19 protein-coding genes and 1 pseudogene are annotated in these 25,791 nt (G+C 54.5%); 4 read left to right on the top strand and 16 right to left on the bottom strand.

The annotated features are described in order from the left end of the window. Window positions 1-49 precede the first annotated feature (49 nt). From FGI04_RS11355 to cuyB, 3 genes are all read right to left on the bottom strand, one after another. The gene (locus tag FGI04_RS11355) at window positions 50-3,160 is read right to left on the bottom strand and encodes a beta-galactosidase (RefSeq protein ID WP_407321199.1); all 3,111 of its coding nucleotides are present in this window, start codon (window positions 3,158-3,160) and stop codon (window positions 50-52) included. 189 nt (window positions 3,161-3,349) lie between these two features. Further along, complete coding sequence (locus tag FGI04_RS11350; RefSeq protein ID WP_342701395.1) at window positions 3,350-4,423, bottom strand: LacI family DNA-binding transcriptional regulator; 1,074 nt, start codon at window positions 4,421-4,423, stop codon at window positions 3,350-3,352. Window positions 4,424-4,510: 87 nt separating this feature from the next. Then, window positions 4,511-5,227: a cysteate racemase gene (cuyB, locus tag FGI04_RS11345; RefSeq protein ID WP_342701394.1), complete on the bottom strand. Its 717-nt coding sequence runs from the start codon at window positions 5,225-5,227 to the stop codon at window positions 4,511-4,513. A 150-nt stretch (window positions 5,228-5,377) separates the two neighbouring features. On the opposite strand from cuyB, the gene hypT reads away from it, so the two are divergent. Next, the gene (hypT, locus tag FGI04_RS11340) at window positions 5,378-6,268 is read left to right on the top strand and encodes a hypochlorite stress DNA-binding transcriptional regulator HypT (protein ID WP_407337409.1); all 891 of its coding nucleotides are present in this window, start codon (window positions 5,378-5,380) and stop codon (window positions 6,266-6,268) included. Window positions 6,269-6,327: 59 nt separating this feature from the next. Here the strand turns inward: hypT and FGI04_RS11335 are convergent, their stop codons facing one another. Continuing rightward, window positions 6,328-7,617, bottom strand: coding sequence for a dicarboxylate/amino acid:cation symporter (locus FGI04_RS11335; protein ID WP_342701393.1), 1,290 nt, complete (start codon window positions 7,615-7,617; stop codon window positions 6,328-6,330). A gap of 913 nt (window positions 7,618-8,530) precedes the next feature. Between FGI04_RS11335 and flhA the strand changes: the two genes are divergently transcribed. Continuing rightward, window positions 8,531-10,699, top strand: a complete 2,169-nt coding sequence (gene flhA / locus FGI04_RS11330; RefSeq protein WP_407273705.1) for a formate hydrogenlyase transcriptional activator FlhA — start codon at window positions 8,531-8,533, stop codon at window positions 10,697-10,699. A gap of 86 nt (window positions 10,700-10,785) precedes the next feature. On the opposite strand, the gene fdhF is transcribed toward flhA, so the two are convergent. Both fdhF and FGI04_RS11320 read right to left on the bottom strand, forming a co-directional pair. Further along, complete coding sequence (fdhF, locus tag FGI04_RS11325) at window positions 10,786-12,936, bottom strand: formate dehydrogenase subunit alpha (RefSeq protein WP_016943623.1); 2,151 nt, start codon at window positions 12,934-12,936, stop codon at window positions 10,786-10,788. Between the two features lie 34 nt (window positions 12,937-12,970). Continuing rightward, entirely contained in the window at window positions 12,971-13,513 is a 543-nt protein-coding gene (locus FGI04_RS11320) for a 4Fe-4S binding protein (protein WP_016943624.1), read from the bottom strand. Between the two features lie 272 nt (window positions 13,514-13,785). Between FGI04_RS11320 and FGI04_RS11315 the strand changes: the two genes are divergently transcribed. After that, entirely contained in the window at window positions 13,786-14,478 is a 693-nt protein-coding gene (locus tag FGI04_RS11315) for a GntR family transcriptional regulator (protein ID WP_342701391.1), read from the top strand. On the opposite strand, the gene FGI04_RS11310 is transcribed toward FGI04_RS11315, so the two are convergent. From FGI04_RS11310 to FGI04_RS11295, 4 genes and pseudogenes are all read right to left on the bottom strand, one after another. Continuing rightward, entirely contained in the window at window positions 14,475-15,788 is a 1,314-nt protein-coding gene (locus tag FGI04_RS11310) for an aspartate aminotransferase family protein (protein WP_342701390.1), read from the bottom strand. The two genes, FGI04_RS11315 and FGI04_RS11310, sit on opposite strands and share 4 nt — an antisense overlap. Before the next feature lie 37 nt (window positions 15,789-15,825). Beyond that, on the bottom strand, window positions 15,826-16,863 hold the full coding sequence (locus FGI04_RS11305; RefSeq protein WP_407321200.1) for a phosphotransferase: 1,038 nt from the start codon (window positions 16,861-16,863) through the stop codon (window positions 15,826-15,828). Further along, window positions 16,856-17,590, bottom strand: coding sequence for an SDR family NAD(P)-dependent oxidoreductase (locus FGI04_RS11300; RefSeq protein ID WP_342701388.1), 735 nt, complete (start codon window positions 17,588-17,590; stop codon window positions 16,856-16,858). Before FGI04_RS11300 ends, FGI04_RS11305 begins: the two co-directional genes overlap by 8 nt. A 126-nt stretch (window positions 17,591-17,716) precedes the next feature. Further along, a pseudogene (locus tag FGI04_RS11295) lies at window positions 17,717-18,745 on the bottom strand (ABC transporter substrate-binding protein). 534 nt (window positions 18,746-19,279) lie between these two features. Here FGI04_RS11295 and FGI04_RS11290 point away from each other — a divergent pair. Then, on the top strand, window positions 19,280-20,008 hold the full coding sequence (locus FGI04_RS11290; protein WP_342701387.1) for a hypothetical protein: 729 nt from the start codon (window positions 19,280-19,282) through the stop codon (window positions 20,006-20,008). A 157-nt stretch (window positions 20,009-20,165) separates the two neighbouring features. On the opposite strand, the gene hycI is transcribed toward FGI04_RS11290, so the two are convergent. Genes hycI through FGI04_RS11260 form a run of 6 tightly spaced genes read right to left on the bottom strand, consistent with a single transcriptional unit; the run spans window position 20,166 to window position 25,788 of the window. Then, on the bottom strand, window positions 20,166-20,666 hold the full coding sequence (gene hycI / locus FGI04_RS11285; protein ID WP_342701386.1) for a hydrogenase maturation peptidase HycI: 501 nt from the start codon (window positions 20,664-20,666) through the stop codon (window positions 20,166-20,168). Then, the gene (locus FGI04_RS11280) at window positions 20,659-21,057 is read right to left on the bottom strand and encodes a formate hydrogenlyase maturation HycH family protein (protein ID WP_342701385.1); all 399 of its coding nucleotides are present in this window, start codon (window positions 21,055-21,057) and stop codon (window positions 20,659-20,661) included. The genes hycI and FGI04_RS11280 overlap by 8 nt, the downstream gene beginning before the upstream one ends. Further along, complete coding sequence (locus FGI04_RS11275) at window positions 21,057-21,845, bottom strand: NADH-quinone oxidoreductase subunit B family protein (protein ID WP_038908496.1); 789 nt, start codon at window positions 21,843-21,845, stop codon at window positions 21,057-21,059. The genes FGI04_RS11280 and FGI04_RS11275 overlap by 1 nt, the downstream gene beginning before the upstream one ends. Beyond that, the gene (gene hyfH / locus FGI04_RS11270; RefSeq protein WP_407321202.1) at window positions 21,842-22,411 is read right to left on the bottom strand and encodes a hydrogenase 4 subunit H; all 570 of its coding nucleotides are present in this window, start codon (window positions 22,409-22,411) and stop codon (window positions 21,842-21,844) included. The genes FGI04_RS11275 and hyfH overlap by 4 nt, the downstream gene beginning before the upstream one ends. Before the next feature lie 10 nt (window positions 22,412-22,421). Beyond that, window positions 22,422-24,149, bottom strand: a complete 1,728-nt coding sequence (locus FGI04_RS11265; protein ID WP_042869751.1) for a hydrogenase large subunit — start codon at window positions 24,147-24,149, stop codon at window positions 22,422-22,424. Further along, the gene (locus FGI04_RS11260; protein ID WP_016943633.1) at window positions 24,142-25,788 is read right to left on the bottom strand and encodes a hydrogenase 4 subunit F; all 1,647 of its coding nucleotides are present in this window, start codon (window positions 25,786-25,788) and stop codon (window positions 24,142-24,144) included. The genes FGI04_RS11265 and FGI04_RS11260 overlap by 8 nt, the downstream gene beginning before the upstream one ends. Window positions 25,789-25,791 lie beyond the last annotated feature (3 nt).

Below are 25,791 nucleotides of genomic sequence, written 5' to 3'. Positions count from 1 at the left end.
TGACAGCAACAGCATGCTGCCAGCCCGCTGGGGCTGAAGGGGATAAAAACTACTGTAACCGCAGTTGCAACTGGTAGTGGTAGCGAGGGGCCGTCAGCAGGAAGTCTGGTGCAACGCTGGGGCTCCAGGAGTCGTCACCGCCAACGCCCATGTGGAAGCCATCCAGATTAAGCCAGGTTCCGGCTTCTGGTTGCAGCAGATGGTGATGGGTGCATGACATCAGTTGTTGCTGGCTGTAGCGGCCGATGCCGAAGTGGAAATCCCCTTCGACAAGCCAGTCGCCGTAGCGCAATTCCTGGGTATGGCAGCGCAGGCCGTTTTCCGATGGGAAAATATAGGGCGTGTGCATCGACTCCAGCGGTTGTTGCCAGCGACCGTGTAGCGCGGCAAGGCGCCGATCGGGGTAGTTTTCATGCGGGCCTAGCCCCAGCCAGCTGACCTGTGGGTTGACTGCCGCCAGTTGAACGGAAAGGCCGATGCGAGCTGGCGAGGGCAAGTGACGGGCAATCTCGACATCGGCATTCACCGCCAGGACGCCACATGCGTTGATTCGCCACTGTTTACGGCTGATGAACAACACCTGCTGCTGATAGTGGCTGATGTGCTCAGTGGTGATCAGTACGCTGTCGCTGAGGGTGTCGGCGTGGATGTACTGACAGTCGGTGTCGTACTGGTACAACCCGGCCAGTTTCCAGCGTTCTACCCAGGCATTCGGGTCAATACGATCGACTTCACTGATGCCGATGTCGTTATCCAGTGCTGCGCGTGTCACATTATCCTGCAACGGGCTGAGTAACTGGGGTTGCCCATCGCGCCACCACTGTGTCAGCAAGCCGCTATGGCGGTTAAACACCCAGCGCTGTTGGCCGAGTGTAACCTCGAATTGCTCATCGGTTTGGCTCAATGACGGGCACCTGCCATCGTGAACAGGTGGCAGCGGACGTGCCAGCGGCATCGGCAACTGCCATTGATCCCAGGCGCAGCGATGACCCGCCGGTGACCAGTCGGTCGCCTTCGGCTGAATCACCTCTACGGTCAGCCACATATCGGCGTGGTGCTGCGGGGCAGGCACCTGTTCCAGCAAGGTAAGTGTCTGACTCCCTTGCGGTGCGATATCGAGCGGTACGCGGCCTGATGCCAGTAGCACGTCATCCTGCATAATGCGCCAGTGCAGTTCTTCATTATCACTGTGGCGGAACAGGTATTCACTGGTGACAGTCAGCGTCAGCGGGGCATCGTCATGGCGGCAGAACTGGAAAAATTGCTGGGCGCGCTGGGCTTCGTACAGCGCCGGGTGAGGTGTGCGGTCAGGGAACACCAGGCCATTGAGGCAGAACTGACGGTCGTTAGGTTTATCACCAAAGTCACCGCCGTAGGCCCAGTGTGTTTTGCCGTCTTGTTCACGCAGCAGCGCCTGATCCACCCAGTCCCAGACAAAGCCCCCCTGCAGGCGTGGATACTGGCGGAATGCCTGCCAGTAGCGGTCAAAGCCGCCAAAACTGTTGCCCATCGCGTGCGCGTATTCGCACAGGATCAGCGGACGGTGTTCACCCGGCAGGCCAATCCATTTTTTGATGGACCATTTCGGGACGGCGGGGAAGGGCTGGTCTTGATCGACGCGGGCATACATCGGGCACAAAATATCGGTCGCTGGTGTATTGGCACCGCCGCCTTCGTATTGCACCGGTCGGGTGGGATCTTGCTGTTTCACCCACTGGTAAAGCGCGCTATGGGTATGGCCGTAGCCAGATTCGTTGCCCAACGACCAGATAATAATGCAGGGATGATTACGGTCGCGTTGTACCATGCGAGTGACGCGTTCGGCATAAGCGGGTAACCAGCGCGGGTCGTCGGACAGGCGGCTCATCGGCTGCATGCCGTGGGTTTCGATGTTGGCTTCATTGACCACGTACAAGCCATAGCGGTCGCACAGCCGATACCACAACGGATGATTAGGGTAGTGGGAGCAGCGTACCGCGTTGAAGTTATGCTGTTTCATCAACAGGATATCCTGCCGCATGGTCGCTTCATCGATCGCTTGACCGTGCTGTGGGTGGTGCTCATGGCGGTTGGTACCGCGGATCAGCAGCGGCTGTCCGTTGAGCAACAACAAGCCGTTACGGATGGCGACCTCACGAAAGCCGACGTCATAGGCTTCTGCTTCCACCAGCGTACCGTCGCACTCCAGCGCCACCACCGCCCGGTACAGATTGGGTTCTTCCGCGCTCCACAAGGCGGGCTGTGCCACCTCCAGTTGCAGACTCACCCTGTCGTGATAGGCACCACGCTCATCTATCGCCGGGGTGCCGAACGGTTTGCGCTGTTCACCCACCAGACGTTCGCCCCGCCATAACTGTACTGCCAGTTGCCAGTGATCAGTCTGGTCTTCCGGCAGGTTGGCGAGGGCCGTCACGCACAATGTCCCCTGAGTGTAACTGTGTCGCAGTGGGGTAGTGAGTTGCACGTCGCGCAGGTGTACTGTCGGTTTATGCAGCAGGTAGACATCGCGATAAATGCCGCTCATGCGCCACATATCCTGATCTTCCAGATAGGTGCCGTCAGACCAGCGCAGCACCATCACTGCCAGCCGGTTTTCTCCCACCTGCAGACAGGGTGTCAGGTCGAACTCTGCTGGCAGGCGGCTATCCTGAGAGTAACCGACCCATTGGCCGTTGCACCACAGATGAAAAGCAGAGTTAACGCCGTCGAATACGATGCGGGTCTGCCCTTGCGCCAACCAGTCGGGATTGACTGAAAATGTGAGCGAGTAACACCCGGTAGGGTTGTCTTCTGGTACGAATGGTGGGTTGACGGGAATGGGGTACTTAACGTTGGTGTAAATCGGCGCGTCGTATCCTGCTAGCTGCCAGTTAGAGGGGACGGTAATCGGATCGACATCGTTTAAATCCTGTGTCAGCCACTGTTCTGGTACTGCTTGCGGGCGAGTAAAATAGCTGAAGGTCCATTCGCCATTCAGTACCTGACGCCGGTCGGAAGAGGTATCGTCACGTGCAGCATTCAGGTCGCGCCAGCTGGAAAAAGGCGGATGAGCGTCCAGACGACGAATGTGCGGGCAGGCCGGGTTTTCCCAGTCGCGTCTGGCCAGAATATCCGCCAGCGAAATGCCAGATAGCGGAACATAAGCGGAAACAGTGGACATAAAACAGGCTTTCCTTTTATTGGCTGAGTTGGCTGCAAGTGAATGACTAAAAACAACTGATGAGCGGATAAATGAAATTGTGATCCGCTCACAATTTTACTGTCAGGATCGCGGCTTGCCGAATATGAGTAAAGTGCAGCGATGCCGGAAAGTGGTATCGATCACAAAACCGGCATCCGCAGGGAGCGGCTAACGCTGTAACTGCCGTGCCAGACTAATCAACTGCTGGGCGACATCCTGCGGTGTCAGGGTAGAAGGGCGCCAGGCCGCAGTGGTTTGACGTGGTATCAGGGTCGTTTTTAACCGCAGTGGGGCTGGTGTGTGCGGGTGTTGCAGGCAGTCCAGCAGCCGGTTGACGCTTTCCCGGCCCAGTTGCCTGAAATCCTGACGGATGGTGGTTAACGGCGGCTGGAAATAGGCGCTGTCACGCGTATCGTCAAAACCAATGACCGAGATCTGTTCCGGTACGCGCAAGCCGTATTCATGAATCGCCCGCAGAACGCCCAGCGCCATTTGGTCGTTGGCGACGGCGATAGCAGTGGGGCGGATTGAATTTGCCAGCAGTAAATGTGCCTGCTGATACCCTGAACTGGCGCTCCAGTCGCCTTCGGCGATGGCACAAGGGGTTAACAGGTTGGCGGCTAGTGCTTTCTGCCAGCCTTCGTAGCGCAAACGTGCCGACACCGAACTTTGCGGACCGGTCAGCAAGGCGATGCGACGATGTCCCATTTCTACCAGATGGTCGATAGCCAGCTTCGCACCCTGCTGCGGGTCGAACATCACGCTTGGCAGGTTGGTGGTAGGTGCCGTGTCGAGAAACAGCGCCGGTGTGGCCGCGCACAACTGATGGATGTGCTCCGCCTCCTCTTGCTCCAGCGGGACGTTGATGATCACGCCATCTACCCGCTGTGACAGTAATTCGTTAACGGCGCGCTGGACGTCATTACCATCGGCCGCACGTAACATGGAGATCACCACCGTGAACCCCAGTTCGCTGGCGGTCGTTTTGATGGCGGCGGCGATTTGGGATGGCGCATGCAGCGATAGATCGATTGTCGCCAGCCCAATGGTCGTGCTACTGCGGCGCGCCAGTTGCTGTGCTACCCGATTGGGGATGTAGTGGAGCGCGGCCATCGCCTGCTCCACCTTTTCCCGTGTGCGTATCGAGACGTGAGGTGCCTGATTCAGCACCCGGGAAACGGTTTGGTATGACACACCGGCGTAAGCTGCCACGTCATTGAGCGTTACTGGTTTTGCTTTCATGATGCTCTGTCAGTCGGTCTCTGCATTGTCACCTGACGTTATCATAACAAATGTCGGTGAGTGCATACCGTGGTCAACAGAGAAAAATTACGCCGCAACGAGGGGATGCGTTACTTGTCGGTAATACCAGGCAATAGTTTGTTTGATCAGCGCATCGGTGGCATCCAGGTAGGCATTGGGTGTGGCGCTCGCTTCTGCCTCCAGAATCAGCGGCAGCTCGGTGCAACCCAGAATGATTTTTTCTACCCCTTGCTGACGTAGCGAGTCGACGACCGGCAGCAGTAGTGCGCGAGACTGGCTGAAATCGCCCGCTTTGTAAGCATAGATACTGTTCATGACCGCCTGCTGCTGTGCATCATCAGGCAGGGTGCAGCGTACCTGCTGACCGCTGAGTGCATGCTGGTAGATATTGCCGCGCACGGTGGCGGTCGTCGCCAGAATACCGACGTGATGGACGCGTTGTTCGGCGACCTGCTGGCAGGCAGCATCAATGATGCTGATCATGTCTACCTGAGTATGCCGCTTCAAATCTTCGAACCAGTAGTGCGCGGTATTGCAAGGAATGATGATGCAGGTGGCCCCCGCGTTTTCCAGAATTCTCATGTACTCAATCATCTTTTGCAGCGGTGACGGGCTGTGATTGAGAATGCACTGGGTACGGTCCGGAATATCCGGGATAGACACGGCAATCATCGGAATGTGTTCCTGATCCTTACGTGCCGGGGTTTGCCGGATAAGTTTTTGCATGGCGTCGACGGTGGCACCCGGCCCCATGCCGCCAAGAATTCCGATTACAGGGTTCACGTTTTCCGCCTCACTGCGAGTAGTCTGGAGTGGGAAAATCATCGCACAGCGCCTGGAAATGTGAATTGCGAAATTCCCATCCTCTATGTATGTTTTGCATAACGCCACACACATTATGCGTAGAGTGCGTTTTCAAAACGGCGGTTGATGATGCTAAACAATATTGAAACCAAATGGTTATATGATTTTATTGCACTGGAAGAACACCGTAGTTTCACCCTGGCGGCGGAGACACGTAACATCTCACAGTCATCGTTCAGCCGACGCGTTCGAGCGCTGGAAGAGGCCGTAGGGTTTGACCTGTTTGATCGTCGTGCGCAGCCGTTGCAACTGACCGAGCAAGGTAAGATTTTTCATGCCCACATCCGCAATACCCTCGACGATCTGGAATATCAGCTTCATAAGCTGCACGGCGGCAGCCACTATAAAAATAAGATAACGATTGCCGCGGCGCATTCGCTGTCGGTGTTTGTGATGCCGGAATTGCTGAAAAGCGTGCCGGATGTGCAAGAGAAAATCTTCTATGTCGAGTCCATCGATGTCGATGATGCGGTTCTCAACCTTAAAGAGGGGCGCAGTGACTTCATTTTCTCCTTTTATAACGAGGAGTTGATGTCAGAACCGTTTCGTCATACCCGCATCATGGATTCTACCTTGTATCCGGTGTGCGCCTGCGACGCGCTCGGCAAACCGCAGTTTGATGTGCGTGCCGCCACGTTGCCGTTACTCAATTATACCGATACCAGTTACATGGGCCGTCAGGTCAATCGCTACCTCTCCACGCTGGCATCGGAGCGTTTTACTGTGAGTTTTGTCTCCTCAATGAGTGATTTACTCAAACGTATGGTTAAGCAGGGGCACGGTATCGCCTGGCTGCCGGATTACTCGATCCGCGATGAGCTGGCGAACAAAGAGCTGACGGTGTTGAAGCTGGATAATGCGGTGATGAAGATGCAGGTGTATCTGTATCGGTTGGATGCGCGGCTGAATGTGGCGTCGGAATCATTCTGGCGGGCAATGACGGCGTTGCGAACGGCATAATAAAAAACAGCGGCCGGGTGGCCGCTGTCTGCGTTCAAATGCTGGATATATGGACTGGATCAGGCGTCTTGTCTGGCCTGCTGCAATACCACTTCCGGCGCGGTTTCCTCTTCGTCGTCGGTGATGTCTTTTTCCAGACTGGCCACCACGGCGGTAGAGATACTGTTGCCGATAACGTTGGTCGCGGTGCGGCCCATATCCAGGAACTGGTCGATGCCCAGAATCAGCAGGATGCCGGCTTCCGGCAGGTTGAACATCGGCAGTGTGGCGGCAACCACGACAACAGAAGCACGTGCAACGCCCGCCATCCCCTTACTGGTGATCATCAGCGTCAGCAGGATCAGGATTTGCTGGGTCATGCTCAGATCAATATTGTAGGCCTGAGCGATGAACAGGATGGCAAATGACTGGTACATCATAGAGCCATCAAGGTTGAAGGAATAACCCAGCGGCAGCACGAAGCTGGTGATTTTCTTCGGTACACCGAAACGGGTCAGTGCATCCATGGTTTTCGGATAGGCGGACTCGCTGCTGGCGGTAGCGAAGGCCAGCATGGTGGGTTCACGAATCAGGCGCGCCAGCACGGCAATAGAGCGGCCGAGGAAGGCGTAACCCACCAGGAACAACACCGCCCACAGCAGCGCCAGACCCAGGTAAAACTCACCAATCAGCTTACCGAAGTCATAGATCAGCCCCAGACCCTGAGTCGTGATGGCAGAACCGATAGCGGCAAAGACGGCGATAGGTGCCAGCGCCATCACGTAATCGGTGACGCGGAACATCACTTTAGCCAGTTCTTCGATGGTAGAGAGAATGAAGTTGGCCTGTTTGTTGTGGTGCTTGACGTAAGCCAGCGCCGAGCCGAAGAACAGCGAGAACACCAGAATTTGCAGGATCTCGTTGTTAGCCATCGCTTCTACGATACTTTTCGGGAAGATATGGCTGATGAAGTTCTTCAGTGTGAAACCATCGGTATTCAGACCGGTAGTGACGTGGCTGGCCGAGGCCACCAGGTTCATACCGGTGCCCGGCTGGAAGAAGTTCGCCAGCATCATACCTATCAGCAATGATAGGAAAGATGCGGTAACAAACCAGGTCATGGCTTTGAGACCGACGCGACCTACGGCAGAAGAGTTACCCATACTGGCCAGGCCGGAAACCAGAGTTGCGAATACCAGCGGTGCGATGATCATCTTGATCAGACGCAGGAAAATATCGGTAACCATATTAAAGTACGACGCCACTTCTTTGGCGCGGGCGCCATCCAGATAAGTGTGGCATGCCCAGCCAATCAGAATACCGAGCACGATCGCCAGCATTATCTGTATTAATAACTTCTGCCTTTGCATATAAACCTCATGTTGATGAATGTACCCAGACAACACCAGTGTTATTGCAGCGTAGCGGTCAGATATGCCGTAAGACATACGTGGACCGATACCCTGATTTGTTTGTGGGGTGCTGTGTCTGCCGCGCCGAATATTACAACGAATTGCGAGCTTTTCCCTTTTTTTCTGCGAAGAAAATGAAATGCATCACTTAATCGGGCCCAAAATACGCTATTTTCCGGTTATTCATCACGAAAACCTTAACCGGACGCCACTGACGTCTTGCCAATAAAGTCATTATTTTCAATTTGTTATGATTTGTTTTGTTGTGTGGTAAGGTGATTTTTGCACTAATCATAACTTTTTCTTATATCTTGGCTGGAGTCAGCAATATCACCAATAATTACCGGGGGATTTATCGCTAAGGGAGGATGAAGGTATTATTGATTGATAACGTGTTGGATTAATAAACAGGAATTACCCTTCGTATTTATAAAAATATAATTAGCCCCAGGACGAAGAGTGATGTTGACCATGAAATAAAAATGACAGTAATTTTAATCACCTGCCTGTATTGCGTAAAAATGGAACGCAAATGTTGTTTTCATTCTCCGTATGTAATTGGAATGTTGCGATGGGGTGTTGATGTGGTGGAATTTTATACACTCAGCGCGAGAAGAGAAAACACGAAACCGTACTTGCCACCCGGTGAGAAGGTGATGATAATCACACCATTCGCACCCTTAATTATAAATAATTCTTACTATTATCCATCTGACCACTGATCACCGCTCATCGGATAACCGGTTGTGGCTCGTTAACCCCGGTTTAGCACGATTCAGATCAAGCTATTGGTGAGGTGACGTGTCATTTCACCAGTGAAGCACTTACACTATTTCCCCACACTATCTATGGAGATTGGATTACGGTGGTTATGGCGACACGACTGACAGACTCCCCGTCCCGGCTGTCTATTCTCTGGCAGGATGCCTTGTTGAAAATTTCTCAGTCGCTGTTGCAACAGCGCACCCTACCCGATCTGCTGCAGTGCCTGGACGGTGTGTCGTTCTCGGTGGTGCGGTTCGGTCGCGTCAACGTTATCCTGCTTGACCCATTACGTAACCAGATGCATTTTTACCGCCACGATCGTGACTCCGGGCGGACGCTGTGCAGCGAAGAGGCGATTCTGCTGGCCAATGGCCCCGGTGGTGTCGTGTGGAGCACTCAAACCGTGCTGCACTGTGACCGGACACACTTTCAGCGCGATTTCCCCCATCTGACCGATCTGCCCGCCTACGCCGGATTAAGCGACTATTGCCAGTTGCCGCTGCGTGGCACCCAGCGAGTACTGGGCGGGGTCGAATTTCTCAAGACCGACGGTAGCCGCTTTACTGACAGCGAACTGGATTTCTTTCAGGCGCTGGCAGGTGTGGTTGCACTGGTGGTGGAAAATATTCGTGAGCGTGAGCAAGTGTTGCAGGAAGAAGAACGGTTGCGCCACGAGCGGGATCACCTGCGTATTCTGGTTGATGTCACCAATACCGTGATTTCCAAACTGGAGCTGAAAGCACTGGCGCTGGAGGTGTCGCGCGAGATCCACCGCTTCTTCGGTATCGATTTTATTGCACTGGTGCTGAAAGACGGCGAAGAGCAGGACAACCCACTGAAGTATCTTGCCACGGTGTATCCGGCATCCGGCGCACCCAAAACCGTACAAGGCGAAGTGGAGCGAGCGCAAACACTGGCTGACAGCGTGATGGCGCAACATCAGCCGCAACTGATCGAGGTGCCGACACGTCTGGCGGCTAAAGACCCACGTCCACTTTGTCAGTGGTTTGACCGTGAGTTGTCTCATGTGTGTTTGCTGCCGCTGGTATTCGGGAATCGCACGCTCGGTGTGCTGGAACTGGCGCATCGCACCGCGCTTGCTGTGAGCGAGGCGGACCTGCGGCTGCTGCGGCAAATTGCTGCCCGTATCGCCATTGCGTTGGATAACGCACTGGCCTATGAGCAGATTACCCGGCTGAAGGATTCGTTAATCCATGAAAACTTCTACCTGACCGAGCAACTGACTGAACACATTCATCAGCGTAGCGGTGATGAGTTTGGCGAGATTATCGGCCGCAGCGCGGCGATTCGGCAGGTACTGGAACAGGTGGCGATGGTCGCCGCCAGTGACAGTACGGTGTTGATTCTGGGAGAAACGGGCACCGGTAAAGAGTTGATTGCCCGCGCTATTCATAGCCTGAGCCAACGTAAATCACAACGCATGGTGAAAATGAATTGCGCCGCGATTCCTTCTGGCCTGTTGGAAAGCGACCTGTTCGGACATGAGAAAGGGGCGTTTACCGGCGCGACCAGCCAGCGTCAGGGGCGCTTTGAGCTGGCGGATAACAGCACGTTATTTTTAGATGAGGTTGGGGATATTCCGCTAGAGTTGCAGCCCAAACTACTGCGGGTGCTACAGGAGCGGGAGATAGAGCGGCTGGGTGGCAGTAAGATCATTCCGGTGAATGTGCGGTTAATTGCCGCGACTAATCGTGACCTGAAACAAATGGTGGCGGACCGTGAGTACCGTAGCGATCTTTACTATCGCCTCAATGTGTTCCCCATCGTTATTCCGCCGTTACGTGAGCGACCGGAAGACATTCCGCTGCTGGTGAAGTTTTTTACCCGCAAGATAGCCCGTCGTATGAACCGTACTATCGACAGTATCCCTTCCGATATGTTGCGTCAGTTGAGTCGTTTGCCGTGGCCCGGCAACGTGCGGGAACTGGAAAATGTGGTGGAGCGGGCGGTGATCCTGACACGCGGCACCACGCTCAACTTGCATATGGATGAACTCCAGCACCATTTGTCGCCACTGGATGTGCCCAAGCCCGCGCACCATGAGATTATGCCGACAGTGGAACCCGCTCCTGGGCCGCTGGAGGCCGACGATGAGTCAGAACGCGAGCGCATCATCCGGGTTTTACGGGAAACCAATGGGATTGTCGCTGGCCCGAAAGGTGCGGCGGCACGCCTTGGCCTTAAACGCACCACGTTATTGTCACGTATGCAGCGTATGGGGATTTCCGCCCGGGAAATTGAAGGGATTTCGTAATGAAGACGGTGGCAGCGGAAAGACGGTGAGCGGAAAAGGAAAGGGACGCATAGCAGCCCCCTCCTGACGGAGAGGGCTGAGAGGGATTAACCTGCTACTTCGGCTTCTTTACGCAGACGGGCTTTCAAGGCGCTGTATTCCTGTCTGACATAGTTTTCCGCCCAGTTCTGGTCGGCGATCGGTTCCAGTTTCACCGCGCAGTGTTTGTACTCTGGGGTTTTGGCGATCGGGTCAACTTCATCCAGTGTCAGCTCGTTACAGGCACCAATCCACCACTGATAAGTCATGTAAACCGCACCTTTATTGATGCGTTCACTGACCATCGCCCGGCTGATGACTTTGCCGCGGCGTGATGCTACCCAGGTGAGTTGCTGGTCACGGATGCCCAGTTTGGCAGCGTCTTCCGGGTTCATCTGCACGTAACCCGGTTCGTCTGCCAGTGTTTGCAGCGCGGTACAGTTACCGGTCATGGAACGGCAAGAGTAGTGGCCCACTTCACGCACGGTAGAGAGTACCAGTGGGTAATCAGCGTCGGTTTGCTCCATCGGCGGGTGCCATTCTGTTGCAAACAATAGCCCTTTACCGTTCGGGCGGTCGAACTTGTTACCGGCGTACAGCCACGGTGTGCCGGGGCTGTCTTCGGTCAGACACGGCCACGGTATATAACCCAGTCCGGCCATTTTCTCGTAGGTGGCACCGTAGTAAAGCGGGCACAGGTTACGCAACTCATCCCAGATTTCCTGGGTGTTGTTGTAATGCATCGGATAGCCCATGGCGGTAGCCATCAGGCTGATGATTTCCCAGTCCGGCTTCACATTGCCTTTGGGTTCCACCGCTTTATAGAAGCGCTGGAAGCCGCGGTCAGCCGCAGAATATACCCCTTCATGCTCGCCCCAGGAGGTCGCCGGGAAGATGACATCCGCCACGGCGGCGGTTTTGGTCATGAAGATATCCTGAACGATCAGCAATTCCAGTTGATTGAAGGTTTCGCGCACCACCGACAAGTCTGGCTCGGTTTGCAGCGGGTCTTCCCCCATCAGGTAATTGGCTTTAATTTTGCCTTCTTTGATCATGTGCGGGACATCGGTCAGCGAGTAGCCGATGCGGTCAGACAGCGACGGCACACCCCAGGCTTTGGCAAACTTCTCACGCACATCCGCTTCGGTGACTTTTTGGTAGCCGGGGAACTGGTTCGGCAGCGCACCCATATCGCAGGCACCCTGAACGTTGTTTTGTCCACGTACCGGGCCAACGCCGACATTCGGGCGGCCAAGGTTACCGGTCAGCAGTGCCAGGCCAGACAGGCCTTTCACCACATCCACCCCTTGTGTCCATTGGGTGACACCCATGCCCCACAGGATGGTGGCTGACGGTGCTGCGGCATACATCCGAATCGCATCACGGATTAACTGTGGATCAAGGCCGGTGATATCCGCCACGTATTCCGGGGTGTATTTCGCCACGATGGCGCGATATTCATCGAACCCTTCGGTGTGTTGCGCCACGAAACTTGAGTTATACAACCCTTCGTTGATCAGTACGTTGGCAAACGCGTTGACCAGTGCCATATTGGAGCCGTTTTTCAGCGGCAGCCACAGGTCGGCGATACGGGCGGTTTCGATATGGCGTGGGTCACAAACGATAACTTTAGCACCGCGCTCTTTCGCTTTGATGATGCGACGCGCCACGATCGGGTGAGAGTCGGCGGCATTGTAACCGAAGACTAAAATGCAGTCGGTTTTTTCGATTTCGCAAATCGAGTTACTCATGGCGCCGTTACCCAGTGTCACCTGCAACCCGGAAACAGACGGGCCGTGGCAGACGCGTGCGCAACAGTCGATGTTGTTGGTGCCGGTCACCGCGCGGGCGAATTTCTGCATCACATAGTTGGTTTCGTTACCCGGACCACGGGATGAACCGGTGTGCATGATGGCGTCCGGGCCGTATTTCTCTTTGATGGCTTTCAGGCGAGAACTGGCGAAGTCGATGGCTTCTTCCCAGGACACGACCTCAAACGGCGCGCCTTTCTGGCGGCGGATCATCGGTTGTTTGAGACGTGGGGTTAACAGTTTGGTGTCGTTGAGAAAATCCCAGCCATAGTAGCCTTTTAAGCACAGCTCGCCTTCGTTGGTCAGGCCGTTGGCGCCTTCTGCACCGACGACTTTGCCATTTTCCACCAACAGGTTAATTTTGCAGCCTGACCCACAATATGGGCAGACGGTAATCACTTTCTGCATGACATTGCTCTCCTTCATCGTACCGACGGCACGCTCAGAATTTCATTTCCGCGGCTTCATCAAGTGCTGCGCGCCGCTGTTTACGTTGGATCATCTCCTGAATGTCGTCTCTGCTTATCAGGTGCAGGGCTTTGGTGGGGCAGACTTCGACACAAGCCGGACCGTTGGCGCGTCCTTCACACAGGTCGCACTTGTGCGCTTCCGCCTTAATGCAGTTGCCCAGCGTCTGATAATGGCTGATACGCGCTACCGGTTTACTGATCACCGTCATGGCACCGTAGGGGCATGCCACTACGCAGGTTTTGCAACCAATGCATTTCTCTTGCTGCACCCGGATATGATCGCCGGCATGGACGATCGCCCCGTTAGGGCAAACATTTGCACAGGGAGCGTCTTCACAGTGACGGCACTGAATTGTGGTGCTGACATTCAGCCCCTTCACCACTTTTAGGCGCGGTGCGAAATGCTCTGCAGACAACGATGACGGGTTACCATCACTGTGGGCCAGCACGCAGGCTATTTCGCAGGTGCGGCAGCCAATGCATTTCTTGGGGTCTGCTAAAACGAACCGGTTCATGACAGGGTCTCCTTCCGCGGCTCTGGTTGACTAAAGGTTATGTCGACGGCATGGCACCGACACATCGCCATACACAAAGCAGGGTTTATGCCAGAATGAATGCTTATGATTTAGTGTTTTGATTTATAAAAGATTAAAGGCGGATGACTGATGACTGTCGGCGTGATAAATGGGCGGATGTCGAGTGTCGACGACCGCCTTCGGCAGATTTGACGACAGTAGTGCGTTATGATGGGTGGGAATAACCCGCATTATAAAAACAGGAGTAAGGCGTGAATTATCCGATTGCATCCATCAATCGTACCGGGCTGAGTTCCGGGGTGTATGCCACGTTACGTGATGCTTTGATTACCGGGCAGTTCAAACCGAACGATCGCTTGCGCATTCGCGAGTTGGCGGCGCAACTGGGCACCAGTGTCACCCCGGTGCGTGATGCTATTTTGCAGTTGTCGAAAGAGCAGGCGCTGGAGTTGCGTACACCGCGTGACATCCGGGTACCGGCATTAACGCTGGATCAGTATCTGGAAATTCGCGCCTTGCGATTGGCCATTGAAGGCATGGGGGCAGAAAATGCCGCTCGCTGTGTGACACCGAGCGCGCTAGCGCAGGTTGAAGAGAACATCGAGCATAACAAAGCGGCGATTAAACGCGGCGACTTTACCGAAGCGTTGCGGCTGAACAGCGAATTTCATCTGTTGCTGGCGCATACGGCGCAGATGCCACTGCTGTGCAGTTTTATCGACAGTTTGTGGATGCGTACCGGGCCATTGATAGCACAGGCGTACAGCCATTTTTCCGAGCGTATGGCTGTCGGCCACCACCAGGAGGTGCTGGTGGCGTTGAAAAACGCCGACCCGGTAGCCGCGCGGTTGGCGATTCAGGCAGACATTCAGGACGGGCATCAGAAAATGGTCGAATTCATTGCTAATGTTCACGGAGAAGCCGACGAACAGATAAGTTCTTAATCACCGATGGATGAACGTCTGCTCAGGGCGTTATCCAATCCGTGCAACAACATATCGGCGTGTTCCGGCTGGAAAATCAACGGCGGCCGGATTTTCAAAATATTGCCGTCAGGCCCGGTGGCGCTCAACAGAATTTGGTGTTGCCGCAGGTCATTGACTACGTGTACCGCACCTGTCGTATCCGGCTGGCGTGTTAACCGGCTGGTCACCAGCTCGACGCCGATGAACAAGCCATAAACCCGAATGTCGCCAATGCAGTCGTGTCGCTCGGCCAGTTTGCGTAACCCTGTCTCCAGATAGCTCCCCATTCGCAGGGCATTGTCTTGCAACTGCTCACGGCGCAAGATGTGCAACACGGCATGGGCAGCTCGACAGGACACGGGATTGCCGCCAAAGGTATTAAAATAACGCTGATTACGCCCGAATGCTTCAAACCACGCTGGGGTGCCGACCACTGCCGCGACCGGATGGCCGTTACCCATCGGTTTGCCCAGCGTCACCAGATCCGGCACCACGCCATACGCGCCAAATCCCCAGCGGTGGCTACCGGTTCGGCCAAAACCAGCTTGTACCTCATCGGCAATAAACAATCCGCCCGCTGAACGTACCAGACGCACCGCTTCTTGCACGTCCTGCGCTGGGGAGCTGAATACGCCGTCGCTGGAAAATAGGGTATCAAACAGTATCGCCGCCGGGCGTACGCCAGCCTGTTCCATTTGCGCCAGTGCCTGTTTCACACTGGTGAGCAGGCAGCCTGGCTGGCGGCGGTAACCGTCCGGTGGGTCGATAAGCCAGACCTGTTCTCCCCGCGGTGCACCGCTACCCAGTGATGGCGATAACCCGGCAAGTTGGGCGGTGACGCCATGGTATGCCCAACGGGTTACCATGACACCGCTACCGCCGGTGACGTAACGGGCGATACGCAGAGCCAGATCGTTCGACTCGCTGCCGCTGCAGGTCAGGGTAATGTTTTGCAGCGGGGCGGGAAACTCCTGTAGAAAGTCTTCAGCGAAATCCAAAATAGCGTCAGTGAGGTAGCGGGTGTGAGTATTGAGTGTGGCGGCTTGTGTGGCGATAGCCTCCACCACCGCAGGGTGACAATGCCCGAGTGAGGCGACGTTGTTGTATACATCCAGATAGCGGTTGCCGTCGGCGTCATACAGCCAGACACCATCCCCACGAACCACATGCAGTGGCTGCTGATAAAACAGGCGGTAACCTGCACCCAACAGCCGCTGACGGCGGGCCAGCAACGTTTCAGAGACTGATGCGGTTTCGGGGGATGAAGGTGAAGCGGAACGGGTATTCATGGATGATTCCTTATTTGGCTGGCTTCTCTGTATGGCGTTAACGACAGGCGTGCAGTAATTGCTCAGCTAGCCGCTGCTCGGGCTGGCGGCTGAGGTGCTGCAGGCTGCGCCAGGCGGTATCCAGGTTGCGCTGGATATAGTCGCGGTTTTCTGGGTACAACTCGCTGCGCCATTGGGTGATTGAAAGGGTTAGCGTCAGTCGGGCGGCGATAAGGCAGGGCAACAGACTGATTTCCTGCTCAGTGAGCGGCAACCGGGCGTGGTAGGCAGTGACAAACGGCAGGATCCACGCCAGTGGTTCGGACTCATCGCCAACCTGATAAGCCAGCGCGGTCGCCAGCTCATTGACCAATGGTGCGTACAACGCATCACCAAAATCGATGATGCCGTCAATGTGCGGCACTGCGGCTTGGGTATCCACCAACACGTTGTAAGGATTGAGGTCGTTATGAATCAATTGGTGGCGCAGGCTGGATTGAATCGGTGCCACGGCGGTTTCCCAGCGGGTCAACCACTGGAGGATTAACTGCCGTTGCTGCGCGTTTGCGACATAGCGCAGCCAGTCATGAATCCGCTCCAGATGGGCGATATCCCACAACAGGTCTCGCGATGCCGCCGGGTGGCTAAAGTCTTGCAAGGCGAGATCCAACTGTGCCAGCGTATCGCCGAGTCGAGCTGACAGCGTTGACGAGCGAGGCACCCAGTGCAAGGGCTGTCCGAAGGACCAGGTGATCAGCCGGATATGGTGCATCTGTCCATCAATCATCAGCGCAGGGGAGGGATTGCCCCACCGATTACTGATGATGCGAGGTACTGGCAAGGTGGTGTCGACGCGAGCCAGATGAAGCAATATCTCGGTCTGAACATCTCGTATCGGTGCGGGTTCAGCGGGGTTTATCACTTTCAGCATATACTGACCGTGTGCCGCAGTGACGAGGTGGAAGTTGGCGTCACGCTCGCCGGGCAGTGGCGTCATGCTGCCATCCAGCCCGTATTGCTGGCGCGCTATCTGCTGCGCCTGTACCGCCGAGAGTGACGGTACATCCGTAGTGAACAGGACGAGCGGATCAGACATGCTGGCCTCCGTTGACATGGATTTCCGCCCCGTTGATGTAAGACGCACCCTGGGTACAAAGGAAATAGACCAGCGACGCGACCTCTTCTGGCTTGCCCAGGCGTTTCATCGGAACAGTCTGCTCGACAATATCCTGCGTGCCGGGCGACAGGATCGCCGTATCGATCTCACCGGGTGCAATGGCATTAACCCGAATACCGTATTTCCCGAAGTCGTGCGCCATTTCACGCGTCAATGCGGCTAATCCCGCTTTGGAGGTGGCGTAAGCCGCTCCTGCGAAAGGGTGGACACGAGAACCGGCAATCGAGGTAACATTAATGATGCTGCCTTGTGCCGCATGCAGTTCATCGAATAGTCCATTAGCGAGAATGGCGGTGGAAAACAGGTTGACGTTAAATACCCGTATCCAGGTGGCGTAATCGGTATCACGTACGCCGAGTCGGGTTCCACCTTCACCTTTCGGGGATATGCCCGCGTTATTGACCAGCGCGTGCAACTGACCGCTGAGTCGCTCTTTGATCATCGGCAAGCTTGCCTCCAGCGCGGTAATATCCTCCAGATCCAGATGAATGTGATTCAGTAATCCTTCGGCCCACGGGCAATCTTCTACCCAGTTTTGGCGCGATGCGGTGAAAATCTTCCAGCCAGCGGCGTGGAAGTGTTTAACCGTAGCGTGACCAATACCCCGGCTGGCGCCGGTCAATAGTAGTGTTTTCGTGTCAGACATGATGATCGCCTTAATGATATATGATGCATCATAAATTATAGTAAACCTGGATAAGGGCAAGAGGTAAAAGACCTGCACCGTATTTTTTTGTCTTAATAAATTGAAAAATAGTTATTTTTTTAACGGTTACTTATCCGCCCAGGCGTTGAAGCGCTGTTCCAGCTCTTCGCCGTGTTCGATCCAGAAGGCGGTATCAATACCCACGGCTTGTGCCAGGTTTTGCCGGTTAGTGGGGATATCGGCGGCGATGGTTGGTGACAGCGTGTCTATAGTCTGTTTATTGGTCGGGCCGTAAGGGATGGTTTCGGCAAAGACCTTTTGATGCTCTGGCTGACTGGCAAAGGCGATGAATTGCTCGACGATGGCGCGATGTTTACTGCCTTTGACGATGGCCCAGCTATCGAGGTCATACAGGCTGTCTTGCCATACGATACGGAAATCATGGCCTTCTTTGCGTGCGGCGGTCACCCGCCCGTTATACGCAGATGTCATAACGACATCGCCAGCCACCAACCACTGCAAGGGTTGAGCACCGGATTTCCACCATTGGATCGATGATTTTATCTGGTCCAGTTTTTTAAATGCGCGATCCACGCCAGCTGGTGTCGCCAGCACCTGATAGACCTCGTCCCGTTTTACGCCGTCTGCCAGCAGGGCTATCTCCAGTGTGAACTTGGCGCTTTTACGCAGCGCTCGTTTACCGGGGTAGGTGTGGATATCCCAGAAATCGGCCCAGCTTTTTGGCCCGTTTTTCAGCTTGTCTCCGTTATAGGTCATCACCGTTGACCACAGGAAAATCCCGGCACCGCATTCGGATACCGAGCCTTTGACAAAGTCGTCTGCATTACCGAGTTTTTTCCAGTCCAGCGTCTCAAACAACCCTTCACTGCATCCGCGCACCAACTCCGGGCTTTCCACTTCCACCACATCCTAACCGGCCTGGCCGGTCTGTACCATCGCGCGGATTTTCGCCATTTCTCCGTTGTATTCTCCCGCCTCTACCGTTCCTAGCCCTGCCTGCTGGAATGGTGTGTAAAAGGCTTTTTGTTGGGCCTCTTTATTCAGACCTCCGAATGAGATGACGGTGAGCGTTTCTGCCTGAGCGGACAAGGTGGTGCCTATCAGGCCGGTGATGAACATCAGTTTTTTCAGCATGGCATTTTCCTCATGGTGTGTAATGATGCAGCGCGATTGTTTTTATGATGCATGATGCATCATATATGACAAAACCAAAGTAAACACAGAGAAATGCAACTCAACAATTTGTTTTTATTCACGTATTTTTAAAGCTCACTGTCAGTGACGACGCTAGCGGTATATCTCCATGATGCGTGGATAGCCAGTGTATGCACTCGTTTGGGGAAATAGGCGGAAGTGGGTGCAACAGCCAGTTGAAGATGTGGGGACTTTCATCGTATCATATATTATAAAATATTCAGATTAACATTGATTATCTTATGCGATTATTTTTGTCCATAAAGTCAGATTATCTCCCTTTTTCCACAAAGGAATGGTGATTTAAATTTCGATATTTTGTTTACTATGAGATAAGTTTTTTATTAGTTGGGATTATAATTAACCAATAGGGAGAAAAAATCACTGAATAGGATTGTTTCTGCGTTAAAGATAGATTTTACTGGGATTGTTTTATTTTTTCTACACAGATGTAAATATTGATTGAGAGGGAATATGAAAATTAAGATGGTATTTGCAATTTTTTCTGCACTTATGTTGGCTGGATGCTCTTCATGGGTGTCTGGGAATAAAATGTTGGCGGATAAAACATTAACGGATCAACAAATAAAAGCCAAGGTTATTGATAACAAAACAACTATTTCACAGGTTAATGCACTATTTGGTGATAAGAAGGAAGAGGGGCGAGGTTCTATTTCAAAATCATTTCCTAACGGGGTTTATAATATCACGACATATAGAGGTCATCTCAATGATCTAGGTGGCACATATGCTCATCGTAAATTGGTTGTGGCATATAATAAAGATGGTCTCGTGATAAATCATGATATTTTTGTTGATAATTTTAGAGAGAAAAACAAATTTGAAAAGGATCCTTTAAATATTAGAATTGATGCCTTTAATATTCTAAATAAAGGAGATTCCGAGTCATCCGTACTAAATTTATTAGGGCAGCCTAGGCTGAAAACTTTCGCTGACGATGGCAATGTTTTGTGGGTATACAGCAAGACTGCTATCTCTAGAGATGCATCATCGTACATTCCATTGTATAACTATGCTAAGGGTACGGAATCAGGTGTTTCGGATAGATTATATGTCGAGTTAAGCGGTGGAAAAGTCGAGAATGTATATTTGTCCTCAGTTTCTATTACTCAAGGTAGAGGTGCGGTGAATGCTGAAGAGTACAATGAAAAAATGTTAAATCTCAAAAAGAAGTATGAGTGAATAAAGTATTTTTAGATGAACTGATTAGTTATCTGAGTTATCACCACTAAGTTGATATTACTTTTAGCGCCTATCGTAGTTCGTAGGCGCTATATTGCAGTTTGTTTGGACTTATGGGGCGGGTGTATAGTGTATCCTGTCGCTGTATGTTGATGGGTCAGTGTGCGCTCAGCACCTCAAACCCGCCATTCCCTTCCCAGCCGTCAAGGCGTTGGTGTAGTTGTTCCACCGCACGGGTGACTTCCGGACTAATCGGGAAATAAAACGCCACCAGTGCTGGCTGAATACCGACGAAAATCACTTCGGGAATATCTTCCTTCAGGCTGTCGATCAGATAGTTCAACGGCAGGCTGTGGGTATTCATCAGCATGTCTTCGGCGATGCGCTCTGGGTCGACGATACGGATTTCACCTGGCGCCAGCCCCATATCGGTGGCATCCACCACCAGCAGGCGACGAGGTTTTAGTTCCCGCAGTGTGTGTGCCGCATTTTCCGGAATGGCCCCGCCGTCGATGGCTGACCAGCCCGCCACCGGATGCTGGTTCATGCGCTCTGCCAACAGCGGGCCCGCACCGTCATCCCCCATCAGGGTATTGCCGACCGCCAGCACGATATTTTCGATATACAGTGGCGCTTCATTGTGCAGATGTTCAGTCATCGATACGTTTCACCATCAGATAAAGAGCCGGTTCCCGTTGCATCGCGGCGAGATAGTCCATCAGTGTCGCGGTCCATTCCGGGTGACTGTCGCGTTGAGCCAACGCGCTGAAAGCACCGCCCAGCAGGGCGGTGTGGGTATGGTCGATGGTTATCTCGCCAAAGCGTAACAGGCCGAGCATTTTGCGGCGGGCTTCGTCATCGCTCAACTGGCCGACCCAACCTTCGAAATCCGCCAGCGGGCACTGCAATACTTGCTTCAGGCAGTCGATGACGCCAACGTGATGACCAATCGCCAGCGAGTAGTACATCACCTGTTGCGCCTGCTCCGGTATTTTGTCGCGGCTGTCGAGAAATTTGCGGTTCAGGGCATAGAAGCGCACTCTGCTCATCACAGGATCTCCCCATTCAACATGGCATGGTAAATGCGCAGCAACCGGCCAGCGATTTCGTTCAGCCGTGGGTCGTTGTGTTGATCAAGCCAGCCGGTAACGCGCTGTTCGAACCCCTCCAGCGGCTGGTTTTCCAGCAGGCCAAGGAAACGATCGCTGATTTCACGGCCCTGACGGTACCCCGCCATCAGACGGGCTTCCCGTTCTACCTGCACGCGTAAATCCAGCGGCAGTGCCGGATGAATCAGTGCGGCTTTCTCATTGTCGCCCTGCTGGTGGTCGCTGCCGTGCAGTTTTTGTTCCAGCAGCCCCAGTGCGACCGCAAAACCGTAAATCGTCGCAGCGGGTGTCGGCGGGCAGCCGGGGATATAAACATCGATCGGCACAATTTTGTCGCTGCCACCCCATACACAGTACAGGTCGTGGAAGATGCCGCCGCCGCAACCGCAGGCACCGTACGAAATACAGATTTTCGGGTCCGGCGCGGACTCATAGGCACGTAACGCCGGTGTCCGCATAGCACGGGTGACCGCACCGGTGAACAGCAGAATATCGGCATGGCGTGGTGACGCCACCACCTTGATACCGAAACGTTCGGCGTCGAACAGCGGCGTAATGGCGGAGAAAATTTCTATCTCGCAACCGTTGCAACCGCCGCAGTCCACACGGTAAACATAGGCGGAACGCTTGATATCTTTCAGCAGCGTTTTTTTCAACTGCTGAGTGTGTTCGTCCAGCGTAATCGGGGTGGTCTGGTAATGGTCGACCCCATTGGGCAGCATACTCATTGTGCATTCCCCTTGTGAGTGGACGGGGCGGACAGGTGCTGACTCAACTGCACATTGCCCTGATGGTTCATGTTCTGTTTGCGTTTGCAGTCCGGACAGGTTTCAAACTGATGGCGGCGTGCCTCCACCTCATTTTCCGGTACCCCAGCGTGTGCCAGCAGCGCCATGGCGTATTCCACCTCTTTTTGCGGGGCGAACGGCTGTTGGCAGACATGGCAGTTCAGTAGCCGGAAGGTGGCGCGCTGATACAGGTCGGCCTTACTGGCGACCGCCATTTCAAACTCTTGTGACAACACAATAGCGCGGGTCGGGCACACTTCTTCACAACGGCCGCAGAATATGCAGCGGCCGAGGAACAGTTGCCAGGTACGTGTGCCGTTGTCCAGATCGTTGGCCATCGTCAGGGCATTCGCCGGGCAGGCCATGGTACAAGCAGCACAACCGATACACTGCTCCGGGTCATACTCCGGTTTGCCGCGAAATCCGGTAGGCACCGCCAGTGGCGCGAACGGGTATTTCACCGTACTGTTGCCTGCTTTGAGGATGGTTTTAAACAGTTTAATCATGGGGCCTCCCTCATTTCAGCGGCGAGCGGGTACGTTCCAGCCCGTAGCGTTCGATCTCTTTATACGGCACGGTGGTGATTTTCTTTTTACGGACGTCCACCAGTGTGACGCGGTCGGTACAGGAGTAGCAGGGGTCAAGGCTGCCGATGATTAACGGCGCATCCGAGATGGTGTTGCCGCGTAACATAAAGCGCAGCACCGGCCAGTTGGCGTAGGTGGCGGCACGGCAGCGCCAGCGGAACAGCTTCTGGTTATCGCCGGTCATACTCCAGTGGATATCTTCGCCGCGTGGCGCTTCGGTAAAGCCCAGCGCAAATTTATGCGGTTGATAGTTGATGTGCTCGTTGAGGATTGGCCCTTCCGGCATGTTGTCCAGCCCGAATTCGATCATCGCCAGCGAGGTGAACACTTCGCGTACCCGCACCAGTACACGGGAGTAGACGTCGCCGCCATCCAGATGATGCAGTTCCATCGGCAGATCCAGATAGCCGGAGAACGGGTGGTCGACACGCACATCGCGCTGGAAGCCGCTGGCGCGAATCATCGGGCCTACCGGGCTGTAGTCACGCGCGACCTGACGGTCCAGCACGCCGATACCCTGGGTACGTTGCGTCATGTTGGCAGTGCCCAGCAGCATGTCCGTCAGTTGTGTAACCTCTTCGCGCATTTCACGAATCAGTTTGATGGTTTTCAGCCGGTCTTCTTTCAGTATGTCGCGACGAATACCGCCAATCAGATTCAGGCCGTAGGTTTTACGCGCACCGGTCAGCATTTCGGCGATTTGCATCGATTTCTCACGCACCCGGAAGAACTGCATGAAGCCGGTGTCGAAGCCCACAAAGTGGCTGGACAGCCCGATGTTCAGCAGGTGACTGTGCAGACGCTCCACCTCCAGCAGAATGCTGCGGATCGTGTGGGCGCGGGCGGGTACTATCACGCCCAACGCATTCTCGATAGACGAGGTATAGGCCACGCTGTGAGTGAAACCACAGATGCCGCACACCCGGTCGGACAGGAACGTGACTTCGTTGTAACCCATGCGGGTTTCCGCCAGTTTTTCCATACCGCGATGCACGTAGAACAGGCGGTAATCCGCATCAATGATTTGCTCACCGTCGACGAACAACCGGAAATGCCCCGGTTCATCGGAAGTGATATGCATGGGGCCGATAGGCACGACACGGGTGTCGCCGGTGGCTTCATTAATAAAGGTGTAGGATTCGTCATCACGAGTAGGGGCCGGGCGCTGGCGGTAATCCATGGCGTCTTTACGCAGCGGGTAGAGTTCGTCTGGCCAGTCATCCGGCAGCACCAGTCGGCGCTCATCCGGCAGACCGACCGGAATCAGCCCGTACATATCACGCACTTCACGCTCGCCCCACACGGCGGCAGGCACACGCGGTGTCACCGAGGGGAATTCCGGCACTGTCGGGTTAACCAGTGCTTTCACTACCACCCAGCACTTCTCACCCTGTTCCATCGACAGCACATAGTAGACGGCGAAATGGCCGTTGAGGGTGCGCTCGTCGTTACCAAACAAGACGGACAACCAACCGCCGTGCTGGTAGTAAAGGTATTCGACGACTTCCGGCAACTGATGCAGTTTGACGGTGATCGTCAATTGGTTGGCGGTTTGCCGTTCTTCTTCCAGAATCGCCGTCGGGAATTGCTGTCTGACATGAGCGACATAATTCGCGCCCAGATTTTCAGCGTTGGTCGCGTTGGATGAATTAATCACGGTACATCTCCTGACGGGAAGGGGTTAACGATGAAGCAGGTGCCGTATCCGGCGTGGTAGTACTCGGCGTAGTAGTGCGTGCGCTCAGCGCGGGCCAGCCCATGCTGGGTTGTCCCTGTTCACCGGCTTGATTGCCGTTCAACGCATTACCGTTCAACACAATGGCCGTAGCACGCTCAAGTAAATGGGTGACCGGTTGTGGAATGCGGGTACCCATGACCAGCATTAATACCAGCAGGATCAGCATTGGCGCGGTGGTGAGCCAGCCCAGCTCGCCTTTACTGACCGCTTCCGGCTTGCTACCCAGCACACTGGTGGCGATCATGCGTACCAGCCCGGCGAGCACGACGGTCAACAGCACCAGTAATACCAGCACCAACGGTAAATGGCCTGCATGGATACCGGCGGTTACCGTCATAAACTCGCTCAGGAACACGTTGAATGGCGGCATGCCGCCAAGCGCCAGTGCGCCACCGGCCAGCAGTGCACCGGTAATCGGCGCAACACGCAGGATGCCTTTCACCGCATCCATATCACGGGTGCCGTATTTCAGCAGTACGTTACCGGAACCACAGAACAGCAGGGTTTTCGCCAGGCTGTGATTTAAGGTATGCAGCAGTGCCGCCAGAATGCCGAGCGGGCCGCCGATGCCGAGGGCGACGGCAATCAATCCCATGTTTTCCACACTGGAATAGGCCAGCAGGCGTTTCATGTCGCGCTGCACCAGAATCAGGAATGCGGCGACAGCCACCGACAGCAGACCGAAGACCAGCAACAGCCGTTGCGGGAATTCCGGGCCGATGGCCGCACTGATCAGGATGGTGTAGCGCACGATAACCAGCAGTGCGCAGTTGAGCAGTACCGCAGAGAGCAGGGCACTGGTCGGGCTTGGTGCTTCACTGTGGGCATCCGGTAACCAGGCATGCATCGGGAACAGGCCGGTCTTGGTACCGAACCCGATCAGAATAAAGATAAATGCCAGATGCATCAGCGTGCTGTCCAGCTCACCGGCATGCTTGAGCACTTCCGTCCAGAAAATGGCATTGCCCGGTTCCGCCATCACGTTGGCAGCGTTGGCATACACCAGCACCGTACCGTAAAGACCGAACGCGACGCCGACGGTACAAATAATGATGTATTTCCATGCTGCTTCCAGCGAGGAACGCTGACCGTACAGCCCCACCAGAAACGCTGAACTCAAGGTAGTGGCTTCAATCGCCGCCCACATCAGGATCAGGTTATTACTGGTGATCACCAGCAACATGGTGAACAGGAACAGATGGAAGAAGCCGTAGTAGTGGCACAGCGTGGTAACGCTGACTTCGCCGCTGTCGACTTCGTGGCGCATGTACCCCATTGAGTAGAGGCCGGTAAGAAAGCCGATGACGCCAAGAATCGCCAGGAATAGCGCACTCAGGCTGTCGAGGTGCAGCCAGCGATGTGCTGCCAGTAATTCACCTTGCTGGTAGACAGTCCAGACTACCAGTAATGCCACCAGCAGCAGGGCGCTGATGCCTGCCAGATGAATCAGGCTCACCAGCGAGCGTGCCGCCGCGCCCGTAAAGCGGCAGGCGAACGCCAGCAGGGCGACGACAAACGGCACACCCAGCAGCAGGGAAAAAAGATCCAAAGTCGTCATGGT

Origin of the sequence: Dickeya ananatis, assembly GCF_019464615.1 — a bacterium.
Classification (GTDB): domain Bacteria; phylum Pseudomonadota; class Gammaproteobacteria; order Enterobacterales; family Enterobacteriaceae; genus Dickeya; species Dickeya oryzae.
Note: the sequence above shows the minus strand (reverse complement) of the source record. Positions and strands in the feature narration are given on the sequence as shown.

What these genes read in the sequence shown, in the direction of transcription:
- FGI04_RS11355 (WP_407321199.1), bottom strand. Translation starts at nt 3,160, where the DNA reads ATGTCCACTGTTTCCGCTTATGTTCCGCTATCTGGCATTTCGCTGGCG.
- FGI04_RS11350 (WP_342701395.1), bottom strand. Translation starts at nt 4,423, where the DNA reads ATGAAAGCAAAACCAGTAACGCTCAATGACGTGGCAGCTTACGCCGGT.
- hypT (WP_407337409.1), top strand. Translation starts at nt 5,378, where the DNA reads ATGCTAAACAATATTGAAACCAAATGGTTATATGATTTTATTGCACTG.
- FGI04_RS11335 (WP_342701393.1), bottom strand. Translation starts at nt 7,617, where the DNA reads ATGCAAAGGCAGAAGTTATTAATACAGATAATGCTGGCGATCGTGCTC.
- flhA (WP_407273705.1), top strand. Translation starts at nt 8,531, where the DNA reads ATGGCGACACGACTGACAGACTCCCCGTCCCGGCTGTCTATTCTCTGG.
- fdhF (WP_016943623.1), bottom strand. Translation starts at nt 12,936, where the DNA reads ATGCAGAAAGTGATTACCGTCTGCCCATATTGTGGGTCAGGCTGCAAA.
- FGI04_RS11320 (WP_016943624.1), bottom strand. Translation starts at nt 13,513, where the DNA reads ATGAACCGGTTCGTTTTAGCAGACCCCAAGAAATGCATTGGCTGCCGC.
- FGI04_RS11310 (WP_342701390.1), bottom strand. Translation starts at nt 15,788, where the DNA reads ATGAATACCCGTTCCGCTTCACCTTCATCCCCCGAAACCGCATCAGTC.
- FGI04_RS11305 (WP_407321200.1), bottom strand. Translation starts at nt 16,863, where the DNA reads ATGTCTGATCCGCTCGTCCTGTTCACTACGGATGTACCGTCACTCTCG.
- FGI04_RS11300 (WP_342701388.1), bottom strand. Translation starts at nt 17,590, where the DNA reads ATGTCTGACACGAAAACACTACTATTGACCGGCGCCAGCCGGGGTATT.
- FGI04_RS11290 (WP_342701387.1), top strand. Translation starts at nt 19,280, where the DNA reads ATGAAAATTAAGATGGTATTTGCAATTTTTTCTGCACTTATGTTGGCT.
- hycI (WP_342701386.1), bottom strand. Translation starts at nt 20,666, where the DNA reads ATGACTGAACATCTGCACAATGAAGCGCCACTGTATATCGAAAATATC.
- FGI04_RS11280 (WP_342701385.1), bottom strand. Translation starts at nt 21,057, where the DNA reads ATGAGCAGAGTGCGCTTCTATGCCCTGAACCGCAAATTTCTCGACAGC.
- FGI04_RS11275 (WP_038908496.1), bottom strand. Translation starts at nt 21,845, where the DNA reads ATGAGTATGCTGCCCAATGGGGTCGACCATTACCAGACCACCCCGATT.
- hyfH (WP_407321202.1), bottom strand. Translation starts at nt 22,411, where the DNA reads ATGATTAAACTGTTTAAAACCATCCTCAAAGCAGGCAACAGTACGGTG.
- FGI04_RS11260 (WP_016943633.1), bottom strand. Translation starts at nt 25,788, where the DNA reads ATGACGACTTTGGATCTTTTTTCCCTGCTGCTGGGTGTGCCGTTTGTC.